This window comes from Nonomuraea sp. NPDC051298 (assembly GCF_055586305.1).
In genome coordinates this window covers 1-14,101 of record NZ_JBVJIM010000030.1, presented here as the reverse complement: position 1 = coordinate 14,101, position 14,101 = coordinate 1, and the positions used below count along the sequence as shown (strand labels likewise).

Below are 14,101 nucleotides of genomic sequence, written 5' to 3'. Positions count from 1 at the left end.
AGTAAGCGACGGCAGTGGTGTTCCAGCGTCACTAGCCCGAGAAAGCAAAACGGCCCCCGGTGTTCCAGCACCGGAGGCCGCCGTATCAGGCTCTCCTCGCGAAAGGTCCTCGCCTGATGTCGTCCATCATCCCACCACGTCTGCCCGGCGTGAACACACGGTCAGCCGAAGCGCTCAAGCGCCGACTGGCCACCGAGTGGCGCCGCCTCGAACTGGCGGTCAAGGCCCGCGGCCACTGCGTCGGCGAAGACGAGACGCCGTGGTTCGAGGCCACCCGCAACGAGCAGATCAAGCGGCTGTGCGGGCCTTGCCCGGTCAAAGCCGCGTGCTTCCGCCGCATGGTCATCGGCGACGCCCTGTACCTCCACAACCGCGGCATCGGCATCAAGACCGTCGTCGTCGGCGCCGCAGGTGCCCTCAAGGCGTCGGCGCGTAGGCCCTACGTGAAGGCTCTCGCCGACAAGCTGACAGCGGCCGAAGAGGCTGACCGCCTCGCCGCGCAGGCCCGCCTCGACGCCAAGAGCCAGCAGACCGAAGCCCAGGCGGCGGGGGCAGCGGCATGAGCGCCGAAGCCGAGACCGACGCGGGCTTCCGCGCCATCGACAGCCACGCCGTGCCCGGGGCCACCCCCGGCATGCCGGGCGCGCGCTGCCACCTCATGGCCTCCACCACCAACCCCGGCGTCCAGCACCACGAGCGGATCATCAGCCTCGGCGGGGACAACGACCGGCCCGTCGTCATCTGGCGGGCGATCCGCGCCGACGCCTGCCCATTCACGGACGGGCCCGGCGTGGTGACCTGCCTCAGCGACTGTGGCACCGTCCGCCGGCCGGGCAGGCTGGCCGAAGCCCGCGCGCACGCCGAGACGTGCACAGGAGGTGCGGCGTGATCACGAAGGTCGCCCTCGCCACCCTGGCCATCGCCGCCCTCCCCATGGCCGCCGCCAGCCGGTGCGCGCCCGAGGCGAACGCGGCCGGCGGCAGCGCGGCGCCGGGCAAGTCGTGTCGGGCTGGGCTGACCAGCTCGCAGGCGGCCAACGCCCGCGCGGTCCTCCAGGTCGCTGACGACATGGGGCTGCCACAGCGGGCGAAGGTCATCGCCATCGCCACCACACTCCAAGAGTCCAACCTGAACGCTGACGCGGTCGGCGACGGCGGCAGGGCGGTCGGCGTGTTCCAGCAGCACCCGCACTGGGGGCCGCGGCGTACCGACCCAGCCGTGTCCGCGCGCCGCTTCTACACGCGGCTCATCAAGGTCAGCCGCTGGCGCTCTCGGCCGCTGACGGAGGCGGCCCAGGCCGTTCAGCGCAGCGCGTTCCCGAACGCGTACGCCAAGCACGAGACCCGCGCCGAGCGGATCGTCGCCAAGCTTTCCGCCTGCAAGGAGGCTGGCCGATGAAGCTGTTCAACCTGGGCCACCGCAAGTGCCCCAGCCAGGACATTCGCAACTCGTTGGGCGCGCACATGTCGCCCACTCGGGAGTCGTGCTCGCAGTACCGCGACCCCGAGAGCGGCAAGGTCATCCACGAGATCATCCGCGACGTGGACGGGGTCGATCAGGAGTTCCGCGCGATCGGCAAGTGCCCGGTCCCCACTCCGGCCGTCCCCGCCCAGGCCGCCCCTGCGGCGCACACCTGACCAGGCCCCCACTCACACCGCACATCACCACCGATCCAAGGAGATCATCCCGTGAAAACCCAGCACAGCTCCGAAACGAAGCACGTGCGATGGCCTCTCTGGTGCCTGCTCGGGTTCTGCGGCGTCATCTCCCTGACCCTGAGCGTCATGCACGCCATGGACAAGGCGGCCGAGGGTGACGAGGCCGCCATGGTGGCCGGGTTCCTGGTCGGGGTCTCCCCGGTCATCGCCGCCGCCCTCCTGGCGCACCTGCTGACCGACCCCTTCGCCTCCCGCGCACTGAAGTTCGGTGTCGGGCTGGTGTTCATCGGCGGCATGGTGCTCAGCGTCAACGCACAGCAGGAAGTGGTGCTGCCCTTCGTCGGCGGCAACCACGCCCTGGCGATCCTGTTCCCGATCGTGCTCGACCTGTCCACCGTGATGGCGCTCCTCGCTCTGTCGGGTGTCGGCTACTCCTACAACCTTCACGTCCAGATGGAGGAACTCCGGGCGGAACTCCAGCCGCTCCTGGAGAAGGAACTGGGGCGGAAGTTCGCGGAGGAACAGGCCGCCCGTGAGGCTCGGCTCCGGGAGGAACTGGAGCGGAACAAGGACGTAGAACTCGCGGAACTCCGGACGGAACTCACGGGTGCCCACAGCGGGGAACTGACGGAACTCCGGAGGGAACTCGGCGGGACCCACACGAGGGAACTCGCGGAACTCCGGGAGGCCCACAGCGAGGAACTGTCGGCCAGCGAGCAGAAGCTCCGAGAGGAGTTCACCGCCCGGTGGCAGAAGGCCGAAGAGGAGATTCGGCTCCAGGCCGAGTCCAAAACCGATGCCCGAGTCCGGGACGCGGAGATCGCCACCGAGGCCCGCGTCCGCCTCGAACTCGCCTCCAACGGAGGCGGCTCGGGCAGACGACCCGCGAAGGCGATCGACGCTGCCAAGACGAGCGGCGACCAGCCGCTACAGAAGCGCGACCGAGCCGCAGCCATCCTCCGCAACCAGCCCGGCATCTCGGCAAAGGATCTCGCCGCGATGCTCGACTGCACCGACAAGTACGCCCGCAACCTGATCCGCGAGCTTGTGCCCGGCCGGGGAAACGGCCAGGACGAAACCGGCGAGGGCGGGGTGCGTCTGCATGCCGTCCCGTAGACGAGTTCCCTCCCGAGTTCCGTGCGCGGGGGAGCGCCCAGTTCCCTCCCGAGTTCCGCCCGCGCCGCCCCGCAGTTCCCCCGCGAGTTCCCTCCACAGTTCCCTTCCGAGTTCCGCGCGAGTTCCGTTCACGCGGGCCGGGAGTTCCCTCCCGAGTTCCCCGCTCAGTTCCCTCCGTACCGGCCCGGGAGTTCCCTCCCGAGTTCCCTCTCCCGGACCGCCCAGTTCCCCGCTGGCTCGAAGGAGTTCCCCGCCCATGAACGCCGCCGACATCGTCACCCGCTACATGCCGCTCCCCGTCCACGACATCGCCACCGGCGACATCCTCGCGGGCGAACTCATCTACGGCCCCGGTCTCGAACCCCACCACGTGACCGTGCTCCTGGACGGGTGGACGCTGCTCGTCCCGCACGCCGACCTGGCCGCTGGCCTCACCCGCGAGGTGCGGTCCGACCTGGTCGGCGGGCTCCGGTTGAGCGCGTTCCCGCAGGTCGGGAGCGAGGCCGTTGTGTGGGAGCTGTCCCAGCCCGTCCCGGACGGCAGCGGGGAGCGGGTGACGGTGCTGCTGGTGGAGGTCGGCGTCGGCTGGTTGCTGCCGTACTTGTCGGCCGCCGCCGACGCGGCCCCGGCCGGCGTCTCGCTGCCGGTCGTGGACTGGGATTCCGAGGCCGCCCGGTTCTTCCGAGGCAACCCGTGAATGTGACGCTAAGTGACCAGGTTGCGAGGGCTACCGGAGCGTGGGAGGTCCCCATCAGGGGGTTCGGCGTATGCCCAACACGCAGAGGCTCGCTGGTGCACCGGTTCACTCGCGCACGAGCGCGCGAGGACATCGTACCCATAGTTACGCACAGTCAACAACCCGGAAGGTAGAGATGGTACGCAAACCCACCCGGGCTGAGATCAGGCAGGCCGCCCGGGACGAAATCTACGAACAGCGCAAAAGGGACGCCAAGAACGGACGCGGCATCTTCAACGCGTCTGTGGACCGGCTGACCGCCGAACTGGCCGAACTCTCTCGCCTCAACCCCGAAGTCGAAGACCAGGCAGGCCGTGACCTCGCCAACCAGATCGACGCCATCTGGGCCGACACCCGGAAGAAGGTGAACGATGAGCGCACGACTCAGCTCGCCCTTCGCGAGCAAGCCCGCCGCGGGCGACACTGACTCGCCCCCAGCCACGCCCACCACTTCCGGGTCGGAGGATCAGCAGGCCAGCTCCATTATTCCCCCCGCCGAGCAGCCTGCTCCTCCACCCGCCACTTCCTCGACAGCCAGACGTCCCCGCCTCACATGGCTGGACCTGCTGGAGACCCGGATGCCCGCGCTCGGCGCGCAGCGACTCCCGTCCACGGCGACCGTGCGCACCTACCACCTGGACGGCTCCTACGTTCCGGGGGAGGCGGACCTGCTCCGCGTCGTCTGCCGCCTTCACGGGGCGTGGGTGGCGGTCCCCTGGTGCTTCACGTTCACGGCGGTCGCGTGGCTGGGCGCGGGCGACTCCCGCCGCCGTCTGCGCAAGTTCAAGCAGGAAGGGCTGCCCGGCCTGTGCCGGTCGCAGCTTCCGCCGCTGGACGCCCTGCACGGCTTCCGCCGCGTGTGGGTCGGCTTCTGGTCAGCCGTCGCGTGGACAAACCTCAAGGTCACGAGGATGCCTTTGACCCTGGGCTATGTGCTTCCCGCCACCGGCCCGCTCTGGTGGCCCCTGCTGCAACCGATCATCTCTGGCTTTCTGTCGATCTTCACTAGGTGAAAGGACTCCGTCATGGAGTGGTACAACGTTCTCGCCGCCCTCTTCCTCGGCGCGGGCCTGGCTCTGGGCCGGTTCCGCCGCAAGGACAAGAGCAAAGGGCACCAGCCCCGCACCAAGATTGCGTACGGTGCGGCAGGCGCCATGCTGCTCGGCGGCCTGTGCGGCATGCTGACCCCGATCGGCGGCTGGTCGGCCAGCCTCGGCGACTGGCTGTCTGACGGCATCGTCATCGCCGCCCTGCTCGTCGTCGCCGCTGCCGCAATGATCGTGATCGGCGTCGTCCTCGACTGGCAGGACGGCATCCCAGACAAGAGGACATTGGTGGCGTGCATCGTCGCCCCGCAGATCGCCATGATCGCCCTCGGTGCGATCTTCGGCGCGAGCGTGTACGACGACATGGTCGACACGGCCAACGTGACCCAGGAAAGCGTCGTCAGCGCGCAGGTTGACCGATGAACGACGTGGTCAAGATCCTGGTCGGGCTGCTCATCCTCGTGGCGTGCGGGCTGTACTTCCTCAGCGCGGCCCGGCGCGAGCGTGAGCAGCCCGAACCGGAGCCACAGACCGAGCAGGAGACCGAGACAAACGAGCCCGAGCCAGCCACGGTCACCGCCGAGCAGACCCACAACACGCGAGTCACGAACATCGCGGTCAACTTCTTCAAACGGCTCAGCATCGGCGCAGGCCCGGACAACAGCCGACCAGCGATCGAGGCACCCACGCCCAAACCCGCGCCGCAGGACGACAGGCCAGAGTGGAAGCCCCCGACCAACCTGGGCGACCTGCCCGACCTGGCCAAATGGGACGTCGAAGTCGTCCGGCCCGAACCCGACGAGCAGCCGAAGCCCGAGCTGCCCTCGGCACCCAAGTCCGTTGAGTTCGAGCTCAGCCTGTTCGACCGGATAAAGGACGCCCTCGCCGGCGGAACCGTCCCCGAACTGCCCAAGCTACCCCCGCCGCCACGGCTGGGGCAGTGGGACCCCGACGTGCTCGACGCCATCCCCGACGCGCGCGAGCTGGCCACCGCCGACCCGGCGGACCTGCCGGACCTGCGCGACGTACCTGACAGCTACGTCATCGAGCAAGTCACCGACGACGAGGACACACAGCAGGTCGCCCTCCCGCCCACCGACTCTCAGCCCGCCGTGACCGTGACGGCATCCGACGCCGTCGAGGTCATCGCACCACCCGTTGAACTGCAAGGAGTGGACATGGCATCGGCCCCGCTCGTGCCCATCGGCCGCCGCAGCATGGCCCACGTCCCCACCGTCGCCGGTATCGTCGGCGCGCTCCGGACGGGCGGCTTCACCATCCTGCGCGCCTGGCTTCTGGAGTTCCGCAAGGCCAACCTCAACGACCGCGGCAACGCCCAGCACATGCACCGGATGGCGCTCATGCATGCCCAGCGTTCTCGCGTGAAGCTTGCCATCGCGACCAACATGCTCCAGGGCGTCCAGCACGATCGGGTCGGCGTCAACGTGATCCGCGCGTCGGTGCAGATTTGGCAGCAATGCCACCGCGAGTTCGTCCACGCCTTCGCGGTCGTCGCCGCAACCGACGCGCTCGTGCGCGCGTCGGGCGGCATCCCGACCTCGGTCAAGGACGCCATCCGTGCACTCGACCGTGACCACGGCCCGATGGCCACCGCCGCTCGAAAGATGACCGTCGAACCCGTCCGAGACATGGACTGGTACCGCAGATAGCCCTCTCACCTCGTCAGCGCCCGCACCAGACCCGAAGGAGAACCTCCCGTGTCCGCCACGCCCACCGCACCGCCGCAGCCGAACGCTGCCGAGCAGGTGTCTCCGACCGGCCCGCTTGCGCCGCCGCCTCCGCCGGAGCAGGAGACCGCTGGGCTGGCCGACGCCACCGCCTGGAGCTGGGACCAGCTCCGCAACAGGTCGCAGCGCTTCCGTCACACCTGGCCCGCGCACGCCACCGCCGCTGCCGTCTACGGCGGCGGCCACCTCCTGCACGCCCTCGACACGCCCGGCCTGTACGTCGCCGCCGGCGCGGCGGGCGCGTACGGCGTCACCGCCCTGGTCCGCGCCGCGATCCCGAAGCTGAAGGTGAAGCTCGCGTCCCGCTGGTGGTGGGCCGCCGCCGGGCTGTGGCTTCCCGCCGCGGCCGAGGTCGGCGCGGACGGGCTCATGCAGACCCTCATGTTCGTCGGCGCCGGGGCCGCGATCCTGCCGCGCATCTACACGTACCGGACCCGCATCAGCCAGCCGAACCGGCCAAGGCGGCAGGCTCTGCCCCGCCAGCAGCCTGCGGCTCCTGCACATGAAGAGGCACCGGACCCGTACGTGACCCGCTGGAACGCCACTACCGCAAACGAGAAGAAGGGCCGCGGCTCGCTGCCCAACTCCAAGCTCACCAAGCGGAGCCCGTTCGAGTACGGCGGCGCCCGCGGTGTCCGCTACCGGATCGAACTTGACGGGCAGATCACCAGCGAGGCCATTGCCGCCCGCCCGAAGGTGTGCGGGGACTACGGCCGTAACATCGACGGCGTCCAGATCGAGGAGACCGCCGACCGTATCCTCAACGCGGCCGAGGTGACGTTCCTCGACAAGCTCGCGGTCGAAGACATCCAGTGGTGGACCGAGCCCGGTCTCGACATGGAGACCGGTGTCTGGCGGATCGGCCCGTTCGCGGACGGCCGAGGCGACGCTGCCCTTCAGCTATACGAGGTGGGGTCGGGTCCGCTGCCCGTCACGATCATCGGCGCACAGCGCACCGGCAAGAGCACCCTGCTGCGGTCGGCCGCTTGCGAGTTCAAGCGCAAGCCGATCAAGCTCATCTACTGCGACCCGATGAACGGCCAGTCCTGCCCTGAGCTGCTGCCTTACCTGCCCGAGCCTGCGCTCGGCATGCCCGCGATCAAGGAGCGGGTGGCGCAGGTCCACACCGAGATGGGGCGCCGCAGCCACCTGCTGTCGTCCATCGAGGTGACCGACCGGCACGGGAACAAACGGCGCGGTGTGCAGTCGTACGACCGGCCCGGCGCGCATGGCCTCGACATGATCGTGTTGGCGATTGACGAGTTCCACAAGGTGGCGAGAGACCCCGAGATCGTGGAGATGGTGTACGACATCATCGCCGAGGGGTCGAAGACCGGCATCGTCGTGTGGGTCATCGACCAGAACGCCTACGTGCAGAGCTTCGGCGGTGGCGACATCCTCGCGCTGCTCAACTCAGGCAACGTGGTCCTGCTCCGCAACGGCGACCCGTACATCGCGCAGGCCACCATCGGGCAGACGATGGACGTCTACCCCCACTTGATCGACCTGGCGTTCCCAAGCGGTGGCCACACCAAGGGGTGTGGCTACGTGAAGGGCACCACCAAGCGCCCGGTCATGATGCGCATCCGCGACGTGGACAACCTGCACGCCGTGCTCGGTGACGTGCAGGTCGAGGCGATCCGGTGGCTGCCCGCCGACCCGGCCGAGGCCGTCGCGCAAGCGGCCAACACGACCACGCCGGACGCCGACGACATCCCCAGCGAGGACGCGACCTTGCCCGAGGACACACCGACACTCGGCGACGACGCAGACGGCCTACTGGAACACCCCGACAACATCCTCGACTTCATGAAGCTCAGCCCAGCCGAGCTCAACGTCGCGAAGACCGCGATCCTGCCCCTGCTCGATGGGGCCAAGCACGGGCTCACCGTCCACGACCTGACGATGGCCACCGGCATGCAGCTCATGCCCGTGCTGCTGGCAGCGCAGTCTCTCGAGGCTGAGGGTCTGGTGAAGCCGGTGGACGACGGAGACCGCTACGTCCTGATCAGGAAGGCGTCATGACGACCCTGTCACGCACCGAGCCCCCGGAGGCGATCCTGGACGGTCGGGGAAGCAAGTCGGCCGCCGGGGCGGGCGTCGGGCTCGGCGCGGTCGGCGAGCCACCGCAGCCCGTCCACGACCACCTGCCGTCCCACCCAGCCGGCCGCCAGCTCGTCAGCCTCGTGGATGCGGGCACGCAGCAGCCGCGCGGCCTCGATGCGGGCACGCATGCCGAGGACGCCGCCGATGACTCCGAGCCCGCCGAGGAACAGGAACGGCGCGATGCCCGTGGCCAGGCCGAACACGACGAACACGCCGCTGAACGTGAGCAGCGTCGGCGCCCACTGCCCGACCGGGGCGGGGTGGCCGAGGTGCGCGCGAGCGACGTGCACGGCAACGACGCCCTTGACGACGTCGCGTGGCGCTTCGACGGCGAGGCGCTCTCCGATCGTGAGCACCGGCCGGGGCCGGTCGGTGGTGGGCGCGGCGATGCTGACCTCGATGCCTTCCCCGGCGATGAGCACGTCCGGGTCGCGGAATCGTTCGGGGACGGGGATCTCCGCCACCCGGTCGGCGATGAGCCGCTGATAGGACTCGGCGTGGGAACCCTGCATGCGCGCATGGTAAACGCGGCCCCCACCCGTCGTACAGGGCAGGCTCCGCGCAGTGATCGCGTCCTGCGGGTGCTGCTGCTCACCGCGTGGGGGTTCGGCTCTGTGCTGCTGGGCCTGAGCGCGGGGGTGACGCGCACGGATCTGCTGCTGGTGGTGCCCGCCACGGTGATGGTCGCCGCCCTCGTCGTGATGGTCACGGGGACTCTGAGCGGGCACCGGTTGGCGCTACCGCTAACGATTACCTCGGCTCTGCTGATGGCCGTGCTCACGTGGGGGCTTATCGCGGGCTTTGTGCTGTACGTCTCGGCCGCCCTCGTGGCCGACATAACCACAAGCTTCCTGCGGCTGCCCGGCCGCAGGCCAACTGGCCCACGACGGGCCAGACGAAAGGAACACCGTTGATCGAAATCATTTCGTTCGGGTTCGGCCACGAGCCCCCGCCACGCGCAGACCTCCTCATCGACGTGCGCGACGTCCTACGCAACCCGCACGACGATCCCGCTCTCCGGGAGATGACCGGAATGGACGAGCCGGTCCGCAGGCACGTGCTGGACACGCCCGGGGCGCTCAGGCTCCTCCACCACGTGGCGGCCACAGCATCCGCCCTCGCCGCCGACCTGGCGCCCCAGAACCGGACGATCACGGTGGCCTGGGGATGCAGCGGCGGACGACACCGCGCCGTCGCCCTCGCCGAGGAAACCGCTGCTCTGGTGTGGGCGTCGGGCGCGGACGTCGTCTCTGTCTCTCACCGTGACGTGGGCAAGCCGCTCCTCGCACCGCAGGGGAGGCAGGCGTGAAGATCTGCGACAACACCAGCGTCGGCGCCCTCATCCTCGACGAGCACGGGCGCCTGCTCGTGTTCAACCGCAACACCGACCCGCCCGGCGTGGCCGGGCCGGCTGGCCACATCGACGACCACGGGGACGCCGACGACGCGGTTATCGCTGAAGTGGCCGAGGAAGTGGGTCTGACCGCGACGTCGCTCACCCTCGTGGCCGAGGAGTGGCAGCCCAACCAGTGCCGCCGCCTGCCCGGCCCGGCCGGCGTCGGCCATTACTGGGTCTTCTACCAGGTGGCGGTCACTGGCGAGCTGGCCCCGAGCGCGCGGGAGACGCGCAACGCCCGCTGGGCCGACCGCATCGAGCTCCAGTCGCTGACGCACCGCACGATCAACTACGCCTGCGGGTGGCTCGCCTACGAGGAATTCCGCACCCGGCCGGGGATCGAACCGGTGTGGCTGCCGACGCTCGCCGCCGTGGGTCTGGTGGACGTGGCGCCGGAGCACCTGGCACTGTTCGCGGAACTCATCGCGCAGCCCCTTCCGCAGAGGAGCCGCGCATGAGCAGCGAGGTCATCACCGGCAACGCCCGCCCTCAGCGTTCGCCGCTGGTCGGCGACGTGCTGTACGGCGTCGCGGGTGCGCTCGCCACGCTCACGATCGTCACCTACGTGGTGGCGGCCATCACCAGCCGCACCACCAAACGCCTCATCCAGACCACCAGGAGTTCCGACCCGTGCTGATCCTTCCCTGCACCGACCTGCCCGACAACTTCCACCACGTCTCCCCGACCAACTCCACCCGCGTCACCAGCTCGCAGCGGTACCGGCTGAGCTGGACCACGATCATCGAGCGCAGCGACCCGCGGTTCGATGCGCTCACCGAAGTCTTCATGGGCGAGTTCCGGCCGATCGACACGTTCGGCGTCGCCGGTACGGAAAGCCAGGAGCACTCCGTGCTGTGGTTCGGCCCCGCCGACATCATCGCCCGATTCGAGGCTAACCCCGCCGCGGGCATCCCCTGGGATGAGTTCAACCAGCAGGGGGTACGCGCTGATCGGTGGCCGAACGATGATGCCTGGCAGGAGGTGATCCCCGCCACCACGTGGAACCCGGATGGCCAGGGGATCGTCGCCGAGTACTCGTTCGATGACGGCGGCAGCGTCGTCGTGTACGAGATGCTCGGCCGGCCCGTGCTGCTGTCCTCGGGGGTGAGCGAGTCGCCGAACGGGCCGACCCCCCTGGTGACGTTTCACTGCACCCGGTGCCACGAAGAGAGCGGCGATCACGACCGGTACATGTCGGCTCGCCCGGACGACCGCCGGATCGTCTGTCAGAAGGCGCGCAGGCACATGCGGCCGGGCCGGTGCCAGGGCGCGGAGGCCAATGCCCGCCATGACGAGATGGTCGCCGTGGTGCAGGCGGTGGTCACGGGTCGGCCAGCGACCGGCAGTACGGCTGGTCTGTACGCGCAGCACTGCCAGACCAAGACGATCGACCCGAACAGCATCATGGCGTCCAGCTCGTGCGCCGAGGTCCGGGAGGCGCGCACCCACACCGCCCAGCACAACGCCGCGGTTGGGATCGGGACATGACACGGAAGTTGGTGCTCGGCTTGGTGGCCGGGGCCGCCCTGGTGGCGGGCTGCAAGGCGGGGAAGGCGGAGCCGGGAGAACTTACCGGCAGCGTGACCCACTCCGTGCCGCGTGACGGTCAGTACAGCGCGTACATCGTTGTGGTGAACGAACCCCTCGACCAGTACGCGACCGTTCTGCTGAGCGGGCAGGAGCAGAAAGCCTGCAAGGTGGACGATCGGTATCCCGCCTGCCTGACGAAGGCGAAGAAGCGATGACGTACACGCACGCGGACGGGCGGCCTGCGGGCTCCCGCATCACTCCGGACACGCATCCGGGCCGGTGGCTGGCGGAGGAGGTGGCGCTGTTCCGGCAGGGCCGCCTCTCGTACGACATCGGCTCGGCCTCGGGACGTGCCGCCTACTGCGGCGATTCTTCGGACCCGGAGGCGGACTTCGGGCACTGCACGGAGCACGCCCTGGCTGTGGAGGACGGGGGAGGCGCGAACTGGTGGCACGGGCTGGGTGAGGACCACGAGGACCCGACGCTGCGATGGACGGACGATCCGTCGCTGATGGGTCCGCCGGGTGATCCTATGCTCCGGCCAAACGAAATGATCAAGTAAAGCCGCAGGTCACGCCCTGACTAGCGGCTCAGTGGACAGAATCGTTCGCATGACCATATGGTGAGGCGACGCGCGTTGATCGCGTCTCTCGCGCCGCATGGCGAGGCATGATCGCCTCAAGGGTGGCGGGGGAGACGCGATCACCCGGCTGCCAACCCCTCAAGTCGCGCGGGAAGGCCCTCCAGGAGGAACACCGTGAAGATCCGCATCATCGGCCTGCCCGACGAAGCGCCCCAGGCCGCCAACCTCATCGCCCGCACCTTTGACGTCATCGAGATCTCCGATCCGATCCCGTGCCGAGGCGCCAGCCGCAACGTGCGCATCTACATCGAGGCACGGCTCCCGAAGTCCCCCGAATAGCACGACGGCCCCGGGCTGCCACCGCCCGAGGCCGTACCGCTTACAAACGAATCGGTTATCACCATCATGGCATCATCCCCCCGCAGTAGACAAACTCCTTCGACTCACGTTGGCGGTACCGCCTACGAGCCCTCGGAGGCCCGTCCTGCCACGTCCCCGTCCAAGACTCGGCGCAACGACCCGCAGTGGCTCACCGTCCCCGAGATCATCAAAGAGTTGGGCATCGCCCGGCGGACCTGGCAGCACTGGCGCACCCGCAACCGCACCCCCAAGATGACCCGCCTCCCCAACGGCGAGTACCGCATCACCCGCGCCGACTACGAGGCATGGCTCGCCGAGCGTGAGCAGGTGGGCGGATGAGCCAATCCTACAAGGTCAGGTTCTGGGCGATCAAGCGCAACGCTTCCAGCAAGAAGCCATCCTTCGTGGTGCGCTGGACCGTAGACGGCAAGGAGTGCTCCTCCACGCTCGGCGGGAAAGAATTGGCGGAGTACTTCCTTTCCGACCTGCGCCAGGCCGCCAAGAATGGCGAGTGGTTCGACACCGAAAGCGGCCTTCCGCAATCGATGCTCAGGGCCAGGAACACGCGCACCTGGCTCCAGTTCGCCCAGGCTTACGTGTCAGCCAGGTGGCCACACCAGCCGGCCAAATCTCGGGCAGCCACGGTCGAGAGCATGGTCGCGGTCACGATGGTGTTGACAGTCGATCGCAAGGGCCGCCCCGGCAGCGCCTTGCTACGACGTGTGCTGCGCAAACACGTGTTCCTGCCGAAAGCACGCCAGGTGCTCCTTGATGCGGAGGCTGAGGCCGCGCTGCGCTGGTTGGAGACCGCGTCGCTGCCGATGCGTGATCTGGCGGAGCCTCGCCATGCCCGCGCGGCTGTGGAAGTCCTGGCCGTACTTCTGGATGGTAAGGCCGCTGCTCCTGCGACCTTTCGACGTAAGCGCGCGATGTTTCACCACGCGCTGGAGCACGCTGTTGAAGTCGGCGAACTCGACGCGAACCCGCTCGATCGAGTCAAGTGGAAGCCGCCCAAGCAGAACAACGTGGTGGACCGGCGGGTTGTCGTCAATCCTCGCCAGGCCCGGGAACTGCTCATCGCCGTGACGTATGTCGGGAGCACCCGCGGGCCGATGCTGGTTGGCCTGTTCGCTTGCATGTACTTCGCTGGCCTGCGCCCTGCCGAAGCGCAAGGGCTGCGAAAGGAGGACTGTTTTCTCCCTGCGGAGGGCTGGGGACAGATCACACCGACCAAGACCCGGCCGCCGAGCGGGACCGACTTCACGGACTCAGGTCTTTGGTTCGACGAGCGAGGTCTCAAGCATCGCCAGAGTGGTGACGACCGACCGATACCGATCCCGCCGGAGCTGGTCCGCATCCTGCGCCTCCACATGGAAGCCTTTGGCACGGCGCCCGATGGACGGCTCTTCTTCACCCGGGGTGGCGGGACGTTCGCCAGCTCTGCCTACTCAGCGGTGTGGCAGGCGGCCCGCCTGCTCGCGCTCACTCCCGAGCAGGCGGCATCTCCGCTGGCGGGTCGTCCCTACGATCTGAGGCACGCCGCAGTGTCGCTTTGGCTCAATGCTGGCGTGCCCGCCCCTGAAGTAGCGGAGCGGGCCGGGCACAGCGTGGACGTGTTGTTGAGGACGTACGCCAAGTGCATCGACGGCCAGCGCGAGATCGCCAACCAACGCATCGAAGCAGCCTTGGGGGAGTCATGAATCGAACAACGCCACTACGGAATCTTCACGGAATGATCGCGCTCTCGATTGGGCTCCTTCGCGCTTCACCCCAGGTCAAGTGCACCAGCGACCTGGCGCCAGTCGACGAACTTGAAGTTCGT

The 14,101-nt window shown here is 68.7% G+C and carries 22 protein-coding genes; 21 read left to right on the top strand and 1 reads right to left on the bottom strand.

Translation table 11 applies throughout. The annotated features are described in order from the left end of the window. Positions 1–116: 116 nt before the first annotated feature. The 11 genes from ACZ6S0_RS45750 to ACZ6S0_RS45700 all read left to right on the top strand — a co-directional run bounded on the left by ACZ6S0_RS45750 (position 117) and on the right by ACZ6S0_RS45700 (position 8,329). Positions 117–563, top strand: coding sequence for a hypothetical protein (locus ACZ6S0_RS45750; RefSeq protein ID WP_465926051.1), 447 nt, complete (start codon positions 117–119; stop codon positions 561–563). Continuing rightward, a complete protein-coding gene (locus ACZ6S0_RS45745) occupies positions 560–889 on the top strand; it encodes a hypothetical protein (RefSeq protein ID WP_465926049.1) in 330 nt (109 codons plus the stop codon). The genes ACZ6S0_RS45750 and ACZ6S0_RS45745 overlap by 4 nt, the downstream gene beginning before the upstream one ends. Continuing rightward, positions 886–1,398 carry a hypothetical protein gene (locus ACZ6S0_RS45740; RefSeq protein ID WP_465926047.1) on the top strand — a complete coding sequence of 171 codons (513 nt, stop codon included), beginning with the start codon at positions 886–888 and terminating at the stop codon, positions 1,396–1,398. Before ACZ6S0_RS45745 ends, ACZ6S0_RS45740 begins: the two co-directional genes overlap by 4 nt. Next, entirely contained in the window at positions 1,395–1,637 is a 243-nt protein-coding gene (locus ACZ6S0_RS45735; RefSeq protein WP_465926045.1) for a hypothetical protein, read from the top strand. Before ACZ6S0_RS45740 ends, ACZ6S0_RS45735 begins: the two co-directional genes overlap by 4 nt. Positions 1,638–1,784: 147 nt before the next feature. Next, positions 1,785–2,774 carry a hypothetical protein gene (locus ACZ6S0_RS45730; RefSeq protein ID WP_465926043.1) on the top strand — a complete coding sequence of 330 codons (990 nt, stop codon included), beginning with the start codon at positions 1,785–1,787 and terminating at the stop codon, positions 2,772–2,774. Positions 2,775–3,030: 256 nt separating this feature from the next. After that, positions 3,031–3,471, top strand: coding sequence for a hypothetical protein (locus ACZ6S0_RS45725; protein WP_465926041.1), 441 nt, complete (start codon positions 3,031–3,033; stop codon positions 3,469–3,471). A gap of 175 nt (positions 3,472–3,646) precedes the next feature. Next, positions 3,647–3,937, top strand: a complete 291-nt coding sequence (locus tag ACZ6S0_RS45720) for a hypothetical protein (RefSeq protein ID WP_465926039.1) — start codon at positions 3,647–3,649, stop codon at positions 3,935–3,937. 151 nt (positions 3,938–4,088) lie between these two features. Beyond that, positions 4,089–4,523 carry a hypothetical protein gene (locus ACZ6S0_RS45715; RefSeq protein ID WP_465926037.1) on the top strand — a complete coding sequence of 145 codons (435 nt, stop codon included), beginning with the start codon at positions 4,089–4,091 and terminating at the stop codon, positions 4,521–4,523. A 12-nt stretch (positions 4,524–4,535) separates the two neighbouring features. After that, on the top strand, positions 4,536–4,979 hold the full coding sequence (locus ACZ6S0_RS45710; RefSeq protein ID WP_465926035.1) for a hypothetical protein: 444 nt from the start codon (positions 4,536–4,538) through the stop codon (positions 4,977–4,979). After that, the gene (locus tag ACZ6S0_RS45705) at positions 4,976–6,226 is read left to right on the top strand and encodes a hypothetical protein (RefSeq protein WP_465926033.1); all 1,251 of its coding nucleotides are present in this window, start codon (positions 4,976–4,978) and stop codon (positions 6,224–6,226) included. The genes ACZ6S0_RS45710 and ACZ6S0_RS45705 overlap by 4 nt, the downstream gene beginning before the upstream one ends. A gap of 48 nt (positions 6,227–6,274) precedes the next feature. Beyond that, entirely contained in the window at positions 6,275–8,329 is a 2,055-nt protein-coding gene (locus ACZ6S0_RS45700; protein ID WP_465926031.1) for a hypothetical protein, read from the top strand. A gap of 8 nt (positions 8,330–8,337) precedes the next feature. On the opposite strand, the gene ACZ6S0_RS45695 is transcribed toward ACZ6S0_RS45700, so the two are convergent. Next, positions 8,338–8,922, bottom strand: a complete 585-nt coding sequence (locus tag ACZ6S0_RS45695; RefSeq protein ID WP_465926029.1) for a hypothetical protein — start codon at positions 8,920–8,922, stop codon at positions 8,338–8,340. A 69-nt stretch (positions 8,923–8,991) separates the two neighbouring features. Between ACZ6S0_RS45695 and ACZ6S0_RS45690 the strand changes: the two genes are divergently transcribed. From ACZ6S0_RS45690 to ACZ6S0_RS45645, 10 genes are all read left to right on the top strand, one after another. Continuing rightward, entirely contained in the window at positions 8,992–9,324 is a 333-nt protein-coding gene (locus ACZ6S0_RS45690) for a hypothetical protein (protein WP_465926027.1), read from the top strand. Further along, the gene (locus ACZ6S0_RS45685) at positions 9,321–9,719 is read left to right on the top strand and encodes a RapZ C-terminal domain-containing protein (protein ID WP_465926025.1); all 399 of its coding nucleotides are present in this window, start codon (positions 9,321–9,323) and stop codon (positions 9,717–9,719) included. Before ACZ6S0_RS45690 ends, ACZ6S0_RS45685 begins: the two co-directional genes overlap by 4 nt. Continuing rightward, the gene (locus ACZ6S0_RS45680) at positions 9,716–10,264 is read left to right on the top strand and encodes an NUDIX hydrolase (protein ID WP_465926023.1); all 549 of its coding nucleotides are present in this window, start codon (positions 9,716–9,718) and stop codon (positions 10,262–10,264) included. The genes ACZ6S0_RS45685 and ACZ6S0_RS45680 overlap by 4 nt, the downstream gene beginning before the upstream one ends. Continuing rightward, complete coding sequence (locus ACZ6S0_RS45675; RefSeq protein WP_465926021.1) at positions 10,261–10,443, top strand: hypothetical protein; 183 nt, start codon at positions 10,261–10,263, stop codon at positions 10,441–10,443. The genes ACZ6S0_RS45680 and ACZ6S0_RS45675 overlap by 4 nt, the downstream gene beginning before the upstream one ends. Beyond that, complete coding sequence (locus ACZ6S0_RS45670) at positions 10,437–11,294, top strand: hypothetical protein (protein ID WP_465926019.1); 858 nt, start codon at positions 10,437–10,439, stop codon at positions 11,292–11,294. Before ACZ6S0_RS45675 ends, ACZ6S0_RS45670 begins: the two co-directional genes overlap by 7 nt. Next, the gene (locus ACZ6S0_RS45665) at positions 11,291–11,551 is read left to right on the top strand and encodes a hypothetical protein (protein WP_465926017.1); all 261 of its coding nucleotides are present in this window, start codon (positions 11,291–11,293) and stop codon (positions 11,549–11,551) included. Before ACZ6S0_RS45670 ends, ACZ6S0_RS45665 begins: the two co-directional genes overlap by 4 nt. Next, positions 11,548–11,898, top strand: coding sequence for a hypothetical protein (locus ACZ6S0_RS45660; RefSeq protein WP_465926015.1), 351 nt, complete (start codon positions 11,548–11,550; stop codon positions 11,896–11,898). The genes ACZ6S0_RS45665 and ACZ6S0_RS45660 overlap by 4 nt, the downstream gene beginning before the upstream one ends. A gap of 195 nt (positions 11,899–12,093) precedes the next feature. Beyond that, positions 12,094–12,258 (top strand): hypothetical protein, encoded by a 165-nt coding sequence (locus tag ACZ6S0_RS45655; RefSeq protein WP_465926013.1) that lies wholly within the window; start codon positions 12,094–12,096, stop codon positions 12,256–12,258. Between the two features lie 66 nt (positions 12,259–12,324). Continuing rightward, positions 12,325–12,618 carry a helix-turn-helix transcriptional regulator gene (locus tag ACZ6S0_RS45650; protein ID WP_465926011.1) on the top strand — a complete coding sequence of 98 codons (294 nt, stop codon included), beginning with the start codon at positions 12,325–12,327 and terminating at the stop codon, positions 12,616–12,618. Next, positions 12,615–13,979 carry a tyrosine-type recombinase/integrase gene (locus ACZ6S0_RS45645; protein ID WP_465926009.1) on the top strand — a complete coding sequence of 455 codons (1,365 nt, stop codon included), beginning with the start codon at positions 12,615–12,617 and terminating at the stop codon, positions 13,977–13,979. Before ACZ6S0_RS45650 ends, ACZ6S0_RS45645 begins: the two co-directional genes overlap by 4 nt. Positions 13,980–14,101: the final 122 nt, after the last annotated feature.